Source organism: Raskinella chloraquaticus (SeqCode), from assembly GCF_021731865.1.
Taxonomy (GTDB): Bacteria; Pseudomonadota; Alphaproteobacteria; order Rhizobiales; family UBA4765; genus Raskinella; species Raskinella chloraquaticus.
This window is the reverse complement of record NZ_JAKFWN010000026.1, coordinates 1-16,354: the sequence shown is the minus strand read 5'-3', so window position 1 is coordinate 16,354 and position 16,354 is coordinate 1. Positions and strand designations below refer to the sequence as shown.

Genomic DNA, 16,354 nt, shown 5'->3' with positions numbered 1-16,354 from the left:
CTGTCCTTAATCCTCCTCATGGCTTCAGGGGGTTTACATGCTCGTCTTCGATCATCACACGACAGTCGACAGGCAAGGCGTCGAGGACCTCCTCGATCGCGCCTTCGGTGCGGATCGCCTTCAAAAGCCGGCCCAGGCACTGCGCGAGGGCCAGATGCCGGCGCGCGGCCTTGCCTTTCTTGTGCGCGACAACGCTCTGCCCTGGGGCAGCCGCATCGTTGGCACGCTGACCTTCTGGAACGTGCTCGCCGGCCCGGCAACGCGCGCCCTGCTGCTTGGCCCGCTCGCGGTTGATCCTGACTATCAGGGCACCGGGATCGGCCGCGCCCTCATGCTGCGCGGGCTTGATCAGGCCCGCCAGCTTGGCCATAGCGCCGTCGTTCTGGTGGGCGATCCGCGCTATTATAGCCGGTTCGGCTTTTCGAAGGCACCCGTCGAGCGGCTTGTCATGCCGGGCGATGGCGATGAGCGGCGGTTTCTTGGCCGCGAACTCATTCAGGGCGCCCTCGCTCATGCCACGGGTTTCATGCGCCCGGCGGTCCGCCTGCCCACCTGTCTGACCGCGCAGGCGGCGTGATGCCTCTTGGCGCGGGGCGCTGAAAGCGCCATCCTTGCGGCCTGAGCCAGCACCTCGCTGTCGCTCGGGCGCAGTGAGCCCACAAGGGAGCCAAAATGGTCACGACCAATGACGCCAGTTCCGCCCAGAGCTTCACCGTCAGCCATCATAACGAGGCCGATTTCAAGACGGGCGGCTTGCGCGACTATTCCGCCTACCGCGATCTTGGTGTGGCCGCCGCCACCAACGGGCTTGCGACCGCTCACGTCATCCGCATGGTCAAACCCTTCTCGCCAGCCCTGAGTGAACGCCATCGCCACGACGTGCACTTCCAGATGATCTATGTGCTGAAGGGCTGGTTCTCGACTGAATTCGAGGGCGAAGGCGCCCATGTCTTCAAGGCTGGTTCAAGCTGGGTGCAGCCTCCCAATATCCGCCACACCGTGGTCGGCTGGTCTGATGATTGCGAGCTTCTCGAAATCATCCTGCCCGCTGACGCTGAAACCGTTCTTGAGCCCTGATTCGGTTTGCCGATTCTCGCCAGAGCCACCAGATGAGCCAGGCTGTCGCAAGCCATATCAATGTCCGCCAATGCCGGATTGAATGATCGGGCGAACCTTGCACTTGGCTGCGCCACGCGTGATCGACAAGGCAAGAGTTAACGTGTAGCAAGCCCTCGTCACGTGGCGCCGTCAGGCTGCCCTTCCCGTCATCATTTGCCTTTCAGGGACAATCCATGCCCCAGCACCCCATCCATGCAAAAATTTCCGGCCCTGTCGTCATGATCGGCTTCGGCTCGATCGGTCGCGGCACGCTGCCGCTCATCGAGCGTCATTTCGAGTTCGACAAGAGCCGTTTCGTTGTCATTGATCCCGATGACAGTGACAGGGCCATCCTTGACAAACATGGCATCCGCTTCATTCACCAGGCGGTGACGCGGGACAATTACAAGGAATTGCTGAAGCCGCTCCTCACCGCAGGCGGCGGACAAGGCTTCTGCGTCAACCTCTCAGTCGACACCTCCTCGCTCGACATCATGGAGTTCTGCCGCGATATCGGCGCGCTCTATATCGACACCGTGGTGGAACCCTGGGTCGGCTTCTACTGGGATACGTCCAAAGGGCCGGAAGCGCGCTCGAATTATGCCCTGCGCGAGACTGTCCTTGCGGCACGGCGCAAGACGCCTGGCGGCACAACAGCCGTCTCCTGCTGCGGCGCCAATCCGGGCATGGTCTCATGGTTCGTCAAGCAGGCTCTGGTCAATCTTGCCGCCGATCTGGGACACAAGGGCAACGAGCCGACGACGCGCGAGGAATGGGGCAGGCTCGCCCAGCGGCTTGGCGTCAAGGGCATTCATATCGCCGAGCGCGATACCCAACGCTCGAGAACCCCGAAGCCGCGTGACATCTTTGTCAACACCTGGTCGGTCGAAGGGTTCCTGTCGGAGGGCATGCAACCAGCCGAACTTGGCTGGGGCACGCATGAAACCTGGATGCCGGAGAATGGCCGCACCCACAAGGATGGCTGCGGCGCGGCGATCTATCTCCTCCAGCCCGGCGCCAATACCCGCGTGCGCTCGTGGTGTCCGACGCCAGGCGCCCAGTACGGCTTTCTCGTCACCCATAATGAATCGATCTCGATTGCCGATTATTTCACCCTGCGTGACGGTGCCGGCAAGGCGATCTATCGCCCGACCTGCCATTATGCCTATCACCCGGCCAACGACGCCGTGCTGTCGCTGCACGAGATGTTCGGCAAGGCCGGCAAGATGCAGGATGAACACCACATTCTCGATGAACATGAGATCGTCGATGGCATCGACGAACTGGGCGTGCTGCTCTACGGCCATGGCAAGAACGCCTATTGGTATGGCTCGCAACTCTCCATCGAGGAAACCCGCTCCGTTGCCCCCTACCAGAACGCAACCGGCTTGCAGGTAACGTCTGCGGTGCTGGCCGGCATGGTATGGGCGCTCGAAAACCCGATGGCTGGCATCGTTGAAGCCGATGAAATGGATTTTCGCCGCTGCCTTGAGGTACAGACGCCCTATCTCGGCCCGGTGAAAGGCTATTACACCGACTGGACGCCGCTGACCGACCGCCCGGGCTTTTTCCCTGAGGATATCGACACCAGCGACCCCTGGCAGTTCCGTAACGTGCTGGTGCGTTGAGGCGGGGCCGCGTTTACGTTCTTCAGCGAATTTGCGTCAGGGGCTAGCAATCCTCTTCCCGCTACCCGATATTATGCTTTAGGATAGGTACGACAGGCGGCCTATTGGCCGCGCACAGAGTTTGAGAGGACGTGATGGGCGCATTCAGCATCTGGCATTGGCTAGTCGTCGGGCTTCTCGCCCTGCTGCTGTTCGGTGGCAAGGGCAAGATCTCGGAAATGATGGGCGATGTCGCCAAAGGCATCAAATCCTTCAAGAAAGGCCTTGCCGAAGACGAAACCGTTGAAGCAAAGCCCGCTGGTTCTGTCACTGACCAGACGGTGGCACAGCAGGCCGCTCCGCAGGCGAACGCCTCCGCCGCGCCACCACGCAGCTGAGGCGCGGTGCGCCTCTTGACGGCGCCGCAGACGGAAAATCGCCGGAAACGAGTGATGGGCCCGGCAGGAGCTCTGATCGCGTCATGAAGCGGGGCCGGTCATTCTGGCTGCCCGCCACGCGCCGACGGCGTCTGCGACCATCGCTTCGCTCAGGCTGTCGAGCGGCCCGCGCAATTTGAAGGCCGCCTCGACGCTTGCTTTGCCGCGCACCAGCACGGCGGTCTCGATGCCGCCAGGGCACGAGGGATCGCCGCATTCGATCTCGCTGATCGATACCGTCTTGCTGTCATCGACCGCCAGCGCTGCCCGCACCCACCCTTTGAGGCGCTCGACATCCTTCTGGCGCTTCTCATCCGGCCTGAACCAGCGCCCGAGACGCATGTCAGACGCTCTGCCGGGCTGAAAAGATACCGGCAAAACCGCTATCGCTGCCCCAGGCAAGCATCGCCCCGTCAGCCGACCAGGCGAGCGCCGAGATCGCGGACGCCATGGGGCGCACCGCGACAATTTCGGCCAGGTCATCAAGCCGCGTCAGCAGCACCATGCCATCATCATAGCCGGTTGCCACGACATCAACCTGCGGATGGCAGGCAACCCGCGTTACCTTGCTGTCGCCGCGCACGGCGATTTCCTTTGGCGCTTTGCCCATCGGCCCGTTCTTGTCCTGGAACGGCCAGAGAATGGCCGCATCCGCCCCCGAGGTTGCCAGCCATTTGCCCTTGACCGTCCAGGCAAGCGAGCGCGGCTTGCCAGGATAGCCGGTCATGCGCATATGCGCCTTGTCGGCAAGCTTCCAGCCATGAAGGGCGTTTTCCTGCATGGAGGTGACCAGAAACGCCCCATCAGGCGAAAAGACGACGTCGAGATGGGCGCCCTTCCAGTCCAGCCGCGTCGGCTCGGCAGCCGGTTGCCCCGGATACCACAGGCTGGCCCCTCCCCCATGGGCTGCCGCCACACGAAACCCCTTGGGGGCAAACGCAAGGCCCTGCACCAGCGACGGCGCTTGCGTCGTGAAAATCGTCTCGCCACCCCGCCACACCGACAGCTTGCGCCCTGCGGCAACAGCCACCGCTCCATCCGGACCGCTGGCAAGCGCCGTTGGCCAGGCGCCGCTGCAATGAGCGATGTCGCTCACATCTTTCAACGTAACGCGACGTACAACGCCACGCTCGCCGGCAACGATGAGCGCCTTGCCATCGCTGGCAGCCACCGCCAGAACGAGCCCGGACTGGTCGACCTGGTTTTGCCCTTCAAGCCCCGAGCCGGGTGTCGCTGCCGCAACCGCGCCCTCGGCGGTGGCAAAGAGCGCCAGCGGGCCAATGAAATGCGCCGTCAGCACATGGGCGCCAAGTTCGAAGCGCGGACCCTGATCGGGAGAAGACGTTATCGAGGCTGTCATGAGCTAGGGTCAGACCTCATAAATTGACACGAAGGCGGACAGCGAAAAAGCCCTTCAAGCCTTGCAGGCCTCAAAGCCGGCCGTCAACGCCGCCTGATCAAGATCGCGCCCGATGAAGACGAGGCGCGACACGCGCTTCTCATCCGCTTTCCAAGGCCGCTGCAGATCGCCATCGATGATCATGTGCACGCCCTGCAGCACGAAGCGGCGCGGCTCGTCCTTGAAGGCGAGAATGCCCTTGTAGCGCAGAAGCTGCGGACCAAAGGTCTGCGACACCTCGTTGATCCACGGCAGGAATTTTTCCGGATCGATATCACCCGGAATGGTCAGCGACATCGACACCACATCCGGATCATGGTCGTGATCATGATGGCCGTCGAGGAAGTCGGGCTCGACCGACAGGATGCGCTCAAGATCAAACGCGCCGCGATCAAGAATGGCCTCAAGCGCCACATTTGAGTTTTGGGTGCGATGCAGCTTGGCGTAAGGGTTGATCGCGCGGATACGTGCCTCCACGGCTTTCAGATCATCCTCGCTCACCAGGTCTGTCTTGTTGAGCAAGATGACGTCGGCGAAGGCGATCTGGTCCTGCGCCTCGGGTGCGTCATCAAGTCGCGCCACCAGATGCTTGGCATCCACCACCGTCACCACCGCATCAAGCCTGGTTTTCGCCCGCACATCCTGATCGACAAAAAAGGTCTGCGCCACGGGGGCCGGGTCAGCGAGCCCTGTCGTTTCGATGATGATGGCGTCAAAACGTCCGCGCCGCTTCATCAGATTGTCGATGATATGAATGAGATCACCGCGCACCGTGCAGCAGATGCAGCCATTGTTCATCTCGAAGACTTCTTCGTCCGCGCCAACGACGAGATCATTGTCGATACCAACCTCGCCAAACTCGTTCACGATCACCGCATAGCGCTTGCCGTGCGGCTCGGAGAGAATGCGGTTGAGCAATGTCGTCTTGCCGGCACCGAGATAGCCGGTGAGGACGGTAACGGGTATCTGTTCCTGCATATGAAAGCCTCACGAGGTGAGAAGCGCGCTGACCAGCGTTCGCGCGTTATGGCGCATGAGATCGATATAGGTCGCCGCCGGACCTTTTGCATCCGACAACGCGTCAGAAAAAAGCGTTCCTCCGACAAACGCTCCGCTTTCCCGGGCAAGCTGCTGCGCAAGCCGGGGGCTCAGCACATTCTCGGTGAACACTGCCTTGACCTTCTCCTTGCGGACCTGGCGGATCAGCGTGGCGATCTGGGCAGCCGTAGGCTCGCTTTCCGCTGACAGGCCCTGGGCCGCGATAAAGGTCAACCCATAAGCCCTTTCAAAATAGCCAAAAGCGTCATGCGAGGAAACGACGCGGCGGCTGGCCGGCGGTATACGGGCAATCTCGGCGCCAATCTCCGCTTCAAGCGCATCAAGCCGCGTCAGATAGTCCTTGGCTCGCTGCCGGTACCCCTCAGCCCCGGCGCTGTCGGCGCCGATCAGCCCGTCACGGATATTGGCCACATAGATCTTGGCATTTGCGACCGATTGCCAGGCATGGGGATCGGCAGCCTCGTCATGGTTGTGGGCTTTATGGCCGTGAGCGTCTGCGTGGTCTGCGCCCGTTTTGGCTTTCAGGGGCACGATGCCCTTGCTGGCAACGACGATCTGCGCCTTGCTTCCCGACGCTTTCACCAGACGATCGATGAACCCCTCGAAGCCAAGGCCGTTGACGACGATCAGCCTGGCAGCGGCAAGAAGACGGGAATCACCTGGCTTGGGTTGATAGGCATGCGCGTCCGAATTGGGGCCGACCAGACTTGCCACCGGCACCGCCGGGCCGGCGACGTTGGCGATAAGATCGGCAAGGATCGAAAACGAGGCAATGACGGAAGAGGGCGGGCTTGCGCCCGGCGTTTGCGCGCGGGCCGCTACTGCTGGCAGGCCTGCAAGTGCCAAAAGGATGGTACGCCGGTCAATCATGTCATTCTCCGTTGGTAGCCATCAGGCAACCCGATGGCGGGGGCGTAACAGGCGCGGGACCAGGCCGCCGGCGCGCCCGAACATCAGGGAAAGAAACACCGCGAACCCCTGCGTGAGAACGATCGCCGGGCCGGTCTCGCTATCACCATGGTAGGAGACAAGCAGACCGATGATATTGGCGCTGATGCCAAACAAGGGCGCCGTGAGCACCATGGTGTTGACGTCACGCGTCCAGAAGCGCGCGGCGACCGCCGGCAGGATCATGGCCGCGACACCAAGCAACGTGCCAAGAGCCTGGATGGCACCAACCGTTGTGATCACCACGACCGCCAGAAACACCAGATGCGCCACGCCGCCGGCCCGGCTGAGCGTCGACAGAAATTGCGGATCAACGCTGTCGATGACAAGCGGCCGATAAAAGAGCGCCAGCACGATCAGGCTTAGCGAATTCGTCATCGCGATGAGGAGAAGCGAGGGGTCATCGAGCGCCAGCACATGGCCGAAGAGAAAGTGCAGGAGATCGACATTGCTGCCCCGCGCTGACACCAGCATGACGCCGCAGGCAAGCGAGACAAGATAGAACGCAGCCAGCGTCGCATCCTCGTTGAGCGCGGTTGAGCGCGCCGCGATCCCAGACACGACGACGACAATGAAACCCGCGATAAGCCCGCCAACCGTCATCGCCACCACTGAAAACCCTGCAAGCGCAAAGCCAACCGCCACCCCTGGCAGGATGGCGTGCGCCACCGCATCGCCCGTGAGCGACATGCGCCGCAGCATGAGAAAAACGCCAACCGGCGCTGCCCCGAGGCCCAGAGCAAAAAGGCCAATGAGCGCACGGCGCATGAAATCGAATTCGACAAAGGGCGCGATGAGGAGGCTGTATAACATGTCAGCTCTCAATCGACCGGGCACAGAGGCGCATGCGGATCCGGCGCCTCGATCATGTGCCGTGCGGCGGCCAGATTATCAATCGTTAGCACCTCGCCGGTCGCACCCCACGCAACCGCCGTTCTTGCCAGCAAGAGCGTACGCGGAAAATGCTCCCGGACGAGATCAAGATCATGCAATACCGCAATGACCGTGCGCCCTTCCTGGCGCCACCGGCCGATGAGCGCCATCAGATCACGCGTTGTGGCATTGTCGATAGCGGTGAACGGTTCATCCAGCAGGATGATGGCCGCATCCTGGACGAGGACGCGCGCGAAAAGCGCGCGCTGCAATTGCCCGCCTGACAGGGCGCCGATGGCACGCTGTTCGAAGCCGGTGAGGCCCACATCGCCGATCGCCTGGCTGACCCGCGCCTCCATCGTGCCGTTGATGGCTGAAAATATCCCGCAATGGCGCCACGCTCCCGCCGCCACCAGATCGCCGACGCTCAGCGGAAAGCTGCGGTCGATTTCGGCCACTTGCGGCAGATAGGCGATATCGCGCCTGGCTCGCGCACCGCACTCGATGCGCCCGCCAAGGGGTGTCATCAACCCGTTGATCGCCTTCAGCAGCGTCGATTTTCCAGCGCCATTCGGCCCCGTGACTGCAACGCAATCGCCACGTTCAACCCGCCCGCGCAGATGGTGGACAACCGGGTGGCTGTCATAGCCAAGCGTCACATCATCAAAGACGAGCGCGCTGTCACTCATGAGAAAACGACCAGCGCGACGCCAGCCCACATCACCGCAAGCACGGCGATAACGCCACCAACACGCCAGCCTGCCGACATCGTAAACAGCGATAACCGACGAACCACCGTCACGGTGTGCTGCATCGCGCGGGCATGGCCATGCGCATGAGCGCTGTGATCGTGCGGTGCGGCTGCAGAGGTGAGCGTATCTGAATGCGACGTCATGACCACCCCTCTAGCGCGCCGGCCGGAGGTTTGGCAACACAAATGTTATATTATAACATTGCAAATCGCTCAGCGGCGATTGAGCTCGGCAATCCGCACGTTATAGGCTGCCCGTATACAGCGCGCATCGCGACCGCAAACGCGCCGTGACGCCAGCCAATCCGCCTGATCAGCCTCCATTTCCGCGCGAACCGGCGCAGGCGCACGATTGCGCGCCTCGAAATAGAGCGCTGACATCCGCTCATCCAGACGCGATAACTCATCATCCTGGCAGATGAGGATTTCATCAGGCGCTCGCGCCAGTCGGCAATTGAAGCTTTGAGCCTGAGCGGCGTGCGAGGCCACCAGCGGCACCAGCAGACACGCCAATCCTAGAACGCTACGCCACATCTTGTTCATCCTTTTGCCGTCGCCTCACACTCCATTATGACCGAGGCGTCAATCACGCGAAACCGCACTCTCACGGAGGCCTGCGACATTGCGCCAGCGCCGATCATGCTTGCAATTACGGAGTTAGCGTTTGACTAATTCAAAGACACCATGACCCGCTGCGATCTGACCCGACCTGACACAACAGCCGGAGAAAAAATGCCCTCTCGCGATACCGCCGCCGCATCGCCTCATCTCACCCTTCCTGCAGGACACCCTCCTGTCAAGGTTGGCCGCATCGGCGTCCTGATCGCCAATCTTGGTACCCCTGATGGCACCGACTACTGGTCGATGCGCCGCTATCTGAAACAATTCCTTTCCGACCGCCGCGTCATCGAGGTCAATCGCGTGCTGTGGTGGCCGCTGCTCAATCTCATCATTCTGACCACAAGGCCGGGGCGCAAGGGCAAGGATTACGCTTCGATCTGGAACAAGGAGCGCAATGAAGGCCCGCTCCTCACCATCACCCGCGCGCAGTCAGAGGGCCTGGCATCGCGCCTGGCCAAGCTGTCTCCTGATATCATCGTTGATTTTTCCATGCGCTACGGCAATCCCGCCACCGGCCCGGCCATCGAGCGGCTGCTGGCACAGGGCTGCGACCGCATCCTTTTCGTGCCGCTCTACCCGCAATATGCCGCCGCCACATCGGCCACCGCCTGCGATGACGTGTTTCGCCAGTTAATGCGCATGCGCTGGCAGCCAACACTCCGGGTTGCCCATAATTGGGCGGATGATCCAGCCTATATCGACGCTCTGGCCAATTCGGTGACCCGCCATCTCGCCACTCTCGACTGGCAGCCTGACATGCTGCTCGCCTCCTTCCACGGCGTGCCGAAATCCTACCTGATGAAGGGCGATCCCTATCATTGCCAATGCGTGAAGACCGGGCGTTTGCTGCGCGAGAAACTCGGCTGGCCGGCTGACCGATACAAGGTGACGTTCCAGTCCCGTTTCGGCAATGAAGAATGGCTACGCCCCTACACCGATGAAACGATCACGGAACTGGCAACATCCGGCACGCGGAAGCTGGCGGTGATCGCACCAGGCTTCAGCGCCGATTGCCTTGAGACGCTGGAAGAGCTCGATGTCGAGAACCGCCATTTTTTCGAAGATAATGGCGGCGACAAATTCACCTACATCCCCTGCCTCAATGATAGCAAAGCGGGTCTCGATGTTCTGGAAGCGGTCGTGCGCCGTGAACTGTCAGGCTGGATCCAGCCCGGGTCAGGAAAACTGAGCGAATAAGCTCATTAAGTCTGCTACCTTGAATAATACTGATTATAATTCAATATCTTGAACAAAACACTTGCCACGCTGGAACACGAAACGCCGGGAAGCCCATTCGCCTATAATTGGATAACGATGATGGCGCCGATGGCTGCGGAGTGAACCTTGCCGATGTCGTTTGAACCGCGATATTTTCTGTTTGCTTTGCCGCTTTTGCTGGTGATCGCGGCCGCTGAAGCGGTGCTCTATCGCTGGCTTGGCAAACGCCCTTTCGCCTGGAGCGAAGCGGGAATATCGCTTGGTATCATCGCCGGCCAGTTTCTCAAGAACCTGGTCACGCGCGGCCTTGTCGCTGGTATCTACCTGTGGCTGTGGCAGTTTCGCCTGTTCACCGTTCCGCTCGACCAGTGGTGGGGGATTGCGCTTCTGGCGATCGGTTTTGAATTTTTCTATTATTGGGAGCACCGGCTGAGCCATGAAATCCGCTGGTTCTGGGCGACCCATGTCGTCCACCACACGCCCAATCATCTGAATTTCCTTGCAGCACTTCGCCTCGGCTGGACGGCGGAATTATCCGGCCTCGCCCTCTTTTTCACACCGCTGGTGATCCTGGGGTTTCATCCTCTGGCCGTTCTCGCCGCGCTCTTCGTCAACCTGATCTATCAATTCTGGCTTCACAGCGAATGGTTTCCGCGTCTGGGGGTGTTGGAATATGTCCTCAACACACCCTCCAATCACCGCGTTCATCACGCCGCCAACCCGGAATATCTTGATCGCAATTTTGGCGGTATGATCGTTCTCTTCGACCGCCTGTTTGGAACGTATGTGGCTGAACGTGACGACATCAAGCCACGCTTTGGCCTTGTCACCCCCCTCAAGACCCGCAACCCGATCAAGATCGCGCTGCACGAATGGGCCGCTCTCCTGTCGGATGTCGCGCATGCACGCAACTGGAAGGACAGGCTGGGCTATCTCTTCGGCCCTCCGGGCTGGAAGCCTGACGGGAAGGGCATGACCAGCGAGAGCTTGCGCCGCTCCCTCGCCAAGGCAACGCAGCCTGATGTTCAAGCCCAAAAACCCTATAATTCGCCCGCCACGCCCCTGCGCACCGGTGCCGCCAAATAAGCAAGCACCAGCGTCACCAGCTCATCCTCGAAGCCCTGCGTTGTGATCAATTCGGGATCGTCGATCAATGTGCCGCGAATGGCACCCATCACCGCCGACATCAGAACGGCGCGCCTGACCTTGTCTGGCACCCCTTCGAAGGCAACGTGATAGCGCATGCGCTCGAACAATCTGCCTGACATTTCCACCACGATCTTGCGCGCCACCAGAATATCGATGCGCTTGGCCAGAAACAGCATGGCAGCCCGCCTTGCCCTGGGACGTTTTGAGAAAGGTTCGATCAGCACCCGCACCACCGCCCTGACGGCGGCCTCCTGCGTCAGATTTTTCTCCGCTTTGATCAGTTGATCGAACTTTTCGTTGACGAGGCGAACTTCACGCTCTGCCATCGCCTGAACGATCGCGTCCTTGTTCTTGAAATACTGATAGAGCGTACCAACCGAAAATCCCGATCGGGTGGCGATGTCATTGGTGTTGAGCCCTTTTTCGCCTTCCGCATCGAGAATCTGAGCGCTGGCCTCCAGGATCGTGTCGATGGTTGATTCCGAACGCCTCTGTATCGGCTTTTTTCTCATGAAATCAGCTGGTTGAAAGAATTTCATCAAACCACTCCGCAGGGCCCGAAACTGAATAACGATGACCGCAGGATCGATTAGAACAACTGTATGCCCGGCGCCTTGGCGCAGGAGCGATAAACCAGAAAGGAATACCACCATGAACCTGCGCATTGTGTCGAAATTTGCTACCGTTCTCCTGTTTTCGGGCATTCTGCTGGGTGACGCCGCTGCTGCCGGCATCCAGCGCTCAGGCAATGTGACCGGACCGGGCGGGCGCCAATATGTCACGCAGGGAAACACTTCCTGCGCTGGCGGCGCCTGCACCTCGCAGCAATCGATCACCGGGCCGAATGGAAAATCGGCGACCCGCGCCCGCGCGGCGCAATGTGCAGGGGGACAATGCACAACGAGCGGCACCCTCACCGGTCCGCGCGGGCGGGCGCTCCAGCGCTCCGGTACCATCACCCGCAACTGATCAACCCTTGCGTGAATTGCTGAGATTTACGGCTGCACAGGACAAACTGTGCAGCCGCGATCCAGTTGAGGAATTGAATGCCATAGGTATCGCCGTCAAAATCAGGCGCATCCACTGGTTATTTTCCGGAATTAAGCCTAGAAACCGCGTCAGAAAAAGCTGACGGGGACGTTCGAGTTTTATGGCCGATGACAGTAAGGAAACCGAAGTGCGCATGGTTCAGGCCCGGCGCAGTCCGGCGCAGGAACGCAGCCAGGAGACCGTCCAGCGGATATTTGCCGCAGCCGCGCGCGTGCTCGCCCGCGGTGTGCCGTTTGATGATGTGACAACCGGCATGATCGCCACCGAGGCCGGCGTATCGGTGGGCTCGCTTTATCGCTTTTTTCCCGACAAGCAGGCGATTGTCGACGCGATTGCGGTACGACATCTGGGGATTTTCAAGGAAGAATTGCTGCGCGACATGATGATGTCGCCGCCAGCCGACGGACCCACCGCCCTCATCGCCGCCATTGACGCGTTTATCGCCTATCTCGACCAGCACGCGGATTTCCGTACCATCGCCTATGGCGGGCGCCACGTCAGCCGCCATGCCCGCGACAGCCAGGCCGCATCCGATGTGGACGGCGAACAACTGGTGAAGATGCTGATGGGCCAGGTGCTGGGGCTTGAACCCGGCCCCGAGCTTGATATCAAGCTGCGCATCCTGGCAGAGGTCGGAGATACGCTTCTGGCGCTCGCTTATGCGCCGGGCGGCGACAAGGAGCGCCCGCTGATCATTGCCGAGATGAAGCGCCTGCTGAGCGGTTACCTGTTTCCAAACGGCGCGTGAGCCGCGAGCATGACACACTGATATCGCGCGCCCGTCAGGCGTGCTAGACAGGCGCCCTCAGCACATGGGGAGGATTGACCCTTGGGTAGCGAAATTTTCGTCATCATCTTATTGGTCCTCGTCGTATTGACCGTTCTGGCCGGGGTCAAGACCGTCCCGCAAGGGTTCAACTGGACGGTTGAGCGCTTTGGCCGCTACACCGGCACTCTCAGTCCCGGGCTTAACATTCTCATCCCCTTTATCGACCGCATCGGCGGCCGCATCTCGATGAAAGAGCAGGTGATGGATGTTCCCTCGCAGGAAGTCATCACCAAGGACAACGCCATCATCCGCGTCGACGGCATCACCTTTTTCCAGGTCGTCGATGCCGCCAAGGCCAGCTACGAGGTGCAAAACCTCACCAATGCGGTTCTGAACCTCACCACCACCAATATCCGCACCGTCATGGGCTCGCTCGACCTTGATTCGCTGCTCTCGCATCGCGACGAGATCAATGACCGGCTTCTGCGCGTTGTGGATGCCGCTGCCTCTCCCTGGGGCGTGAAGATCCTGCGCATCGAGATCAAGGATATCATCCCGCCAACCGATATCATCGAGGCGATGGGCCGGCAGATGAAAGCCGAGCGCGAGAAGCGCGCCTCCATCCTCGAGGCGGAAGGCCAGCGCCAGGCGCAGATCCTCAAGGCGGAAGGCGCCAAGCAATCACAGATCCTGGAGGCCGAAGGGCGCAAGGAAGCGGCCTTCCGCGACGCCGAGGCGCGCGAGCGCTCTGCCGCCGCGGAGGCCAAAGCCACCGAGCTGGTGTCGCAGGCGGTTGCCGGCGGCAACGTCACCGCGCTCAACTATTTCATCGCCGAGAAATACGTGAAGGCCTTCGAGGCGATCGGCCGCTCACCCAACCAGAAGGTCATCATGCTGCCCATCGAGGCAACCGCCATCCTGGGCTCGCTTGCCGGTATCGGCGAGATCGCCAAAGAGGCCTTCGGCACAAACGCAAAACCGCCGCCAGCACGCCCGGGCGTCCCCGTCGTGCCCGGCGACAGAAGCTGAGACCAGACAATGGAATGGCTGCAGCATTGGACTGATCAGTTCGGCGCCTGGAGCTGGCTGATCGTCGGCCTTGCCTTGATGGGGCTGGAAACACTTGCCCCGGGCTTTGTCTTCCTGTGGTTTGGGCTGGCGGCAGTCGCAACCGGGCTGATGGCATCCCTCATTGGTCTTTCACTCAAAGGCCAGCTGGTCGCCTTCGCCTTGCTGGCGCTGGCCAGCCTCGTCCTATGGTGGCGATTGCAGCGCCGGCTGGCGCCTCAATCCGCCGATCCCACGCTCAACGCCCGCGCCGCGCGCCACATCGGCCGCGAATTTATTCTGGCCGAGCCGATCATTTCGGGTAACGGTCGTGTGAGAATCGACGATAGTTTCTGGCGCATCGCTGGAAATGACTGCCCGGCAGGGACAAAAGTGACTGTAAGCGGCGTCGACGGCTCCGTCCTGACCGTACGTCAAGCAAGCTGATTCGGTGCAACACAGCTGATTTCGTGATCAAAAACCCAGTCACCTTCCGGCTTTTTTAACTACTCACGCCCATTCTAGCGCTGTCTTAGTGGAGCGTCGGCAGAAGCCGTCCGGAGGCAGCGTGTTATGAAAGTTGATCTTGGTTCGGTGTTGGGCTTTGTAGCCGCAATAACTGTCCTTTATATTCTGATGACGCATGATGGCGACATCTCGGCCTTCTGGTCCGAGCACGCCGCCCTTGTCATCGGTGGCGGCGTCATCTCGGCGACCCTCGTCCGTTTCCCGATGAAGACGACCTTCACCGGCCTGATATCAGGCATGAAGATGGCAATCGCCCATCAAACCGCTGACCCGCGCGAATTGATCGAGCAGATCACCGAACTTGCCGATGTCGTGCGCAAGAAGGGGCCGATCGCCCTTGAAACCGTCGAAGTCGATAATGAGTTTCTCGCCAAAGGCGTGCGCATGATCGCTGATGGCTATGATTCCGCTTTCATCCGCGAAACACTGGAGCGCGAACGCGACCTTCACGCCACTCGCATGGAAGATGGCGGCAAGGTGTACAAGGCCATCGGCGATTGCGCCCCCGCTTTCGGCATGGTCGGCACCATCATCGGCATGGTGCAGATGTTTGCCCACATGTCAGACCCCTCCAAGCTTGGCCCGTCGATGGCGGTGGCCTTGCTCGCGACCCTTTACGGCGCAGTGATCGCGAACTTCGTTTGCATGCCGGTTGCCGAAAAACTCGAGATGAAACTCCATCACGATGAGATCGTCGAGACGCTCGTCATCGACGGCGTATTGCAGATCCGCGAGAACAAGAGCCCGGCGCTGATCCGCGAGATGCTGCTCGCCTATCTGCCGCACAAGCATCGCGAAGCCTTCGAAGAGGCAGCCTGAGCCGTGGCCCGTAAGAAAAAAGCTCACGCTGGCGGTCACGGCTGGTTCGTGACCTTCGCCGATCTGATGGCGCTTCTCATGAGCTTCTTCGTGGTCGTCGCCGCCTTTTCGAGCCAGGACAAGGTGAAGCTTGCCAAGGTCGCCGGTTCCATGCGCGAGGCCTTCGGCGTTGCCCGTGACTCGCGGCTTGCCGGCGTCGTCGAGATCAGCGGCGTCCAGACCAAGGACTTCCTGAAGGACGTGTCGCCAACGGCCGACGACAAGCTCGAAATCGCGGTCGCCAATGAGCGCAACGATCAGCAACGCCGCCAGGGCCCCGAGCTGACAACGAGAGACAACGAACAAACCACCCAGGCCAAATCACGTCAATTCGCAACCGCTGCCGCAACGCTGCGCCAGGCCTTGCAGAACCTGCCGGAAATTTCATCCCTGTCACAAAATATCATTTTCGAGGAAACGCCCGACGGTCTGGCAGTCCAGCTGGTTGATCAGGACGGGCGCTCCATGTTCCCAGATGGCTCGCGCTTTCCTTATGAGCGGACCCGCCAGGCCCTGCAGAGCCTCGCGCCCGCGCTCACCCGCCTGCCCAATCCCATCACCATTATCGGCCATACCAGTTCGCGCCGCGTCCAGGGCCGCGCCGGCTATTCAAACTGGGATCTGTCAAGCGAGCGCGCCAACGCCGTTCGTCAGGTTCTGTCGGAAAGCGGCCTGCCCAATGACCGGATCGCCGCCGTCACCGGCAAGGCGGACAACGAGCCCTACGTGCTCAACAATCCCTTCGCCACCACCAATTCGCGCGTCACCATCCTCGTGATGCCCGCCGCCAGCGCCTTGCCGCGCAATTTGCGCCCCTAGAGCATGCTGTTTTTTGAGGGAATCGGGATTCCCAAATCAGGCGGATTCTGATTCAAGCTCCGTGCTGGGGAGGGAGGCCAGCATGGATGACGCGACCCTATTCGGAAGACCTTCGGGAGCGGG

The 16,354-nt window shown here is 60.8% G+C and carries 21 protein-coding genes; 12 read left to right on the top strand and 9 right to left on the bottom strand.

Features of this window, described 5'->3' with window-relative positions; genetic code table 11:
- Window positions 1-37 precede the first annotated feature (37 nt).
- The 4 genes from ACINK1_RS09290 (at window position 38) to ACINK1_RS09275 (ending at window position 3,103) form a co-directional block, all read left to right on the top strand.
- The gene (locus tag ACINK1_RS09290) at window positions 38-577 is read left to right on the top strand and encodes a GNAT family N-acetyltransferase (protein WP_376801557.1); all 540 of its coding nucleotides are present in this window, start codon (window positions 38-40) and stop codon (window positions 575-577) included.
- Between the two features lie 95 nt (window positions 578-672).
- Window positions 673-1,077 (top strand): cupin domain-containing protein, encoded by a 405-nt coding sequence (locus tag ACINK1_RS09285; protein ID WP_376801556.1) that lies wholly within the window; start codon window positions 673-675, stop codon window positions 1,075-1,077.
- Between the two features lie 215 nt (window positions 1,078-1,292).
- Entirely contained in the window at window positions 1,293-2,726 is a 1,434-nt protein-coding gene (locus tag ACINK1_RS09280; RefSeq protein ID WP_376801555.1) for a homospermidine synthase, read from the top strand.
- A gap of 134 nt (window positions 2,727-2,860) precedes the next feature.
- Window positions 2,861-3,103, top strand: coding sequence for a twin-arginine translocase TatA/TatE family subunit (locus ACINK1_RS09275; protein WP_376801554.1), 243 nt, complete (start codon window positions 2,861-2,863; stop codon window positions 3,101-3,103).
- A gap of 81 nt (window positions 3,104-3,184) precedes the next feature.
- On the opposite strand, the gene ACINK1_RS09270 is transcribed toward ACINK1_RS09275, so the two are convergent.
- The 8 genes from ACINK1_RS09270 to ACINK1_RS09235 all read right to left on the bottom strand — a co-directional run bounded on the left by ACINK1_RS09270 (window position 3,185) and on the right by ACINK1_RS09235 (window position 8,706).
- On the bottom strand, window positions 3,185-3,484 hold the full coding sequence (locus tag ACINK1_RS09270) for a hypothetical protein (RefSeq protein ID WP_376801553.1): 300 nt from the start codon (window positions 3,482-3,484) through the stop codon (window positions 3,185-3,187).
- 1 nt (window position 3,485) lies between these two features.
- A complete protein-coding gene (locus ACINK1_RS09265) occupies window positions 3,486-4,502 on the bottom strand; it encodes a WD40 repeat domain-containing protein (RefSeq protein ID WP_376801552.1) in 1,017 nt (338 codons plus the stop codon).
- Window positions 4,503-4,556: 54 nt separating this feature from the next.
- Window positions 4,557-5,519, bottom strand: coding sequence for a GTP-binding protein (locus ACINK1_RS09260; RefSeq protein ID WP_376801551.1), 963 nt, complete (start codon window positions 5,517-5,519; stop codon window positions 4,557-4,559).
- A gap of 9 nt (window positions 5,520-5,528) precedes the next feature.
- The gene (locus ACINK1_RS09255; protein ID WP_395760083.1) at window positions 5,529-6,470 is read right to left on the bottom strand and encodes a metal ABC transporter substrate-binding protein; all 942 of its coding nucleotides are present in this window, start codon (window positions 6,468-6,470) and stop codon (window positions 5,529-5,531) included.
- 21 nt (window positions 6,471-6,491) lie between these two features.
- Window positions 6,492-7,361 (bottom strand): metal ABC transporter permease, encoded by an 870-nt coding sequence (locus ACINK1_RS09250; RefSeq protein WP_376801549.1) that lies wholly within the window; start codon window positions 7,359-7,361, stop codon window positions 6,492-6,494.
- A gap of 8 nt (window positions 7,362-7,369) precedes the next feature.
- On the bottom strand, window positions 7,370-8,110 hold the full coding sequence (locus ACINK1_RS09245; protein WP_376801548.1) for a metal ABC transporter ATP-binding protein: 741 nt from the start codon (window positions 8,108-8,110) through the stop codon (window positions 7,370-7,372).
- On the bottom strand, window positions 8,107-8,316 hold the full coding sequence (locus tag ACINK1_RS09240) for a hypothetical protein (protein ID WP_376801547.1): 210 nt from the start codon (window positions 8,314-8,316) through the stop codon (window positions 8,107-8,109). Before ACINK1_RS09240 ends, ACINK1_RS09245 begins: the two co-directional genes overlap by 4 nt.
- Before the next feature lie 69 nt (window positions 8,317-8,385).
- Window positions 8,386-8,706 (bottom strand): lysozyme inhibitor LprI family protein, encoded by a 321-nt coding sequence (locus ACINK1_RS09235; RefSeq protein WP_376801546.1) that lies wholly within the window; start codon window positions 8,704-8,706, stop codon window positions 8,386-8,388.
- A 198-nt stretch (window positions 8,707-8,904) separates the two neighbouring features.
- Here ACINK1_RS09235 and hemH point away from each other — a divergent pair, with 198 nt between their 5' ends.
- Both hemH and ACINK1_RS09225 read left to right on the top strand, forming a co-directional pair.
- Window positions 8,905-9,990, top strand: a complete 1,086-nt coding sequence (gene hemH, locus ACINK1_RS09230; RefSeq protein WP_376801545.1) for a ferrochelatase — start codon at window positions 8,905-8,907, stop codon at window positions 9,988-9,990.
- 153 nt (window positions 9,991-10,143) lie between these two features.
- Window positions 10,144-11,097, top strand: a complete 954-nt coding sequence (locus ACINK1_RS09225) for a sterol desaturase family protein (protein ID WP_376801544.1) — start codon at window positions 10,144-10,146, stop codon at window positions 11,095-11,097.
- Here the strand turns inward: ACINK1_RS09225 and ACINK1_RS09220 are convergent.
- Window positions 11,052-11,672 (bottom strand): TetR/AcrR family transcriptional regulator, encoded by a 621-nt coding sequence (locus ACINK1_RS09220; protein ID WP_376801543.1) that lies wholly within the window; start codon window positions 11,670-11,672, stop codon window positions 11,052-11,054. The genes ACINK1_RS09225 and ACINK1_RS09220 overlap by 46 nt on opposite strands.
- A 139-nt stretch (window positions 11,673-11,811) precedes the next feature.
- Between ACINK1_RS09220 and ACINK1_RS09215 the strand changes: the two genes are divergently transcribed.
- From ACINK1_RS09215 to ACINK1_RS09190, 6 genes are all read left to right on the top strand, one after another.
- On the top strand, window positions 11,812-12,129 hold the full coding sequence (locus ACINK1_RS09215) for a hypothetical protein (RefSeq protein WP_376801542.1): 318 nt from the start codon (window positions 11,812-11,814) through the stop codon (window positions 12,127-12,129).
- A 181-nt stretch (window positions 12,130-12,310) separates the two neighbouring features.
- Window positions 12,311-12,958, top strand: coding sequence for a TetR/AcrR family transcriptional regulator (locus ACINK1_RS09210; RefSeq protein ID WP_376801541.1), 648 nt, complete (start codon window positions 12,311-12,313; stop codon window positions 12,956-12,958).
- An 81-nt stretch (window positions 12,959-13,039) separates the two neighbouring features.
- Window positions 13,040-14,008 (top strand): SPFH domain-containing protein, encoded by a 969-nt coding sequence (locus ACINK1_RS09205; RefSeq protein WP_376801540.1) that lies wholly within the window; start codon window positions 13,040-13,042, stop codon window positions 14,006-14,008.
- Between the two features lie 9 nt (window positions 14,009-14,017).
- Window positions 14,018-14,473, top strand: coding sequence for an NfeD family protein (locus ACINK1_RS09200; protein WP_376801539.1), 456 nt, complete (start codon window positions 14,018-14,020; stop codon window positions 14,471-14,473).
- Between the two features lie 126 nt (window positions 14,474-14,599).
- Window positions 14,600-15,373 (top strand): motility protein A, encoded by a 774-nt coding sequence (locus ACINK1_RS09195; protein WP_376801538.1) that lies wholly within the window; start codon window positions 14,600-14,602, stop codon window positions 15,371-15,373.
- A 3-nt stretch (window positions 15,374-15,376) separates the two neighbouring features.
- Window positions 15,377-16,231, top strand: coding sequence for a flagellar motor protein MotB (locus tag ACINK1_RS09190; RefSeq protein WP_376801537.1), 855 nt, complete (start codon window positions 15,377-15,379; stop codon window positions 16,229-16,231).
- The last annotated feature ends 123 nt before the right edge of the window (window positions 16,232-16,354 follow it).

Excerpts from the sequence above, each read along its gene's own strand:
- ACINK1_RS09290 (WP_376801557.1), top strand. The coding sequence starts at position 38 with ATGCTCGTCTTCGATCATCACACGACAGTCGACAGGCAAGGCGTCGAG.
- ACINK1_RS09285 (WP_376801556.1), top strand. The coding sequence starts at position 673 with ATGGTCACGACCAATGACGCCAGTTCCGCCCAGAGCTTCACCGTCAGC.
- ACINK1_RS09280 (WP_376801555.1), top strand. The coding sequence starts at position 1,293 with ATGCCCCAGCACCCCATCCATGCAAAAATTTCCGGCCCTGTCGTCATG.
- ACINK1_RS09275 (WP_376801554.1), top strand. The coding sequence starts at position 2,861 with ATGGGCGCATTCAGCATCTGGCATTGGCTAGTCGTCGGGCTTCTCGCC.
- ACINK1_RS09270 (WP_376801553.1), bottom strand. The coding sequence starts at position 3,484 with ATGCGTCTCGGGCGCTGGTTCAGGCCGGATGAGAAGCGCCAGAAGGAT.
- ACINK1_RS09265 (WP_376801552.1), bottom strand. The coding sequence starts at position 4,502 with ATGACAGCCTCGATAACGTCTTCTCCCGATCAGGGTCCGCGCTTCGAA.
- ACINK1_RS09260 (WP_376801551.1), bottom strand. The coding sequence starts at position 5,519 with ATGCAGGAACAGATACCCGTTACCGTCCTCACCGGCTATCTCGGTGCC.
- ACINK1_RS09255 (WP_395760083.1), bottom strand. The coding sequence starts at position 6,470 with ATGATTGACCGGCGTACCATCCTTTTGGCACTTGCAGGCCTGCCAGCA.
- ACINK1_RS09250 (WP_376801549.1), bottom strand. The coding sequence starts at position 7,361 with ATGTTATACAGCCTCCTCATCGCGCCCTTTGTCGAATTCGATTTCATG.
- ACINK1_RS09245 (WP_376801548.1), bottom strand. The coding sequence starts at position 8,110 with ATGAGTGACAGCGCGCTCGTCTTTGATGATGTGACGCTTGGCTATGAC.
- ACINK1_RS09240 (WP_376801547.1), bottom strand. The coding sequence starts at position 8,316 with ATGACGTCGCATTCAGATACGCTCACCTCTGCAGCCGCACCGCACGAT.
- ACINK1_RS09235 (WP_376801546.1), bottom strand. The coding sequence starts at position 8,706 with ATGTGGCGTAGCGTTCTAGGATTGGCGTGTCTGCTGGTGCCGCTGGTG.
- hemH (WP_376801545.1), top strand. The coding sequence starts at position 8,905 with ATGCCCTCTCGCGATACCGCCGCCGCATCGCCTCATCTCACCCTTCCT.
- ACINK1_RS09225 (WP_376801544.1), top strand. The coding sequence starts at position 10,144 with ATGTCGTTTGAACCGCGATATTTTCTGTTTGCTTTGCCGCTTTTGCTG.
- ACINK1_RS09220 (WP_376801543.1), bottom strand. The coding sequence starts at position 11,672 with ATGAGAAAAAAGCCGATACAGAGGCGTTCGGAATCAACCATCGACACG.
- ACINK1_RS09215 (WP_376801542.1), top strand. The coding sequence starts at position 11,812 with ATGAACCTGCGCATTGTGTCGAAATTTGCTACCGTTCTCCTGTTTTCG.
- ACINK1_RS09210 (WP_376801541.1), top strand. The coding sequence starts at position 12,311 with ATGGCCGATGACAGTAAGGAAACCGAAGTGCGCATGGTTCAGGCCCGG.
- ACINK1_RS09200 (WP_376801539.1), top strand. The coding sequence starts at position 14,018 with ATGGAATGGCTGCAGCATTGGACTGATCAGTTCGGCGCCTGGAGCTGG.
- ACINK1_RS09195 (WP_376801538.1), top strand. The coding sequence starts at position 14,600 with ATGAAAGTTGATCTTGGTTCGGTGTTGGGCTTTGTAGCCGCAATAACT.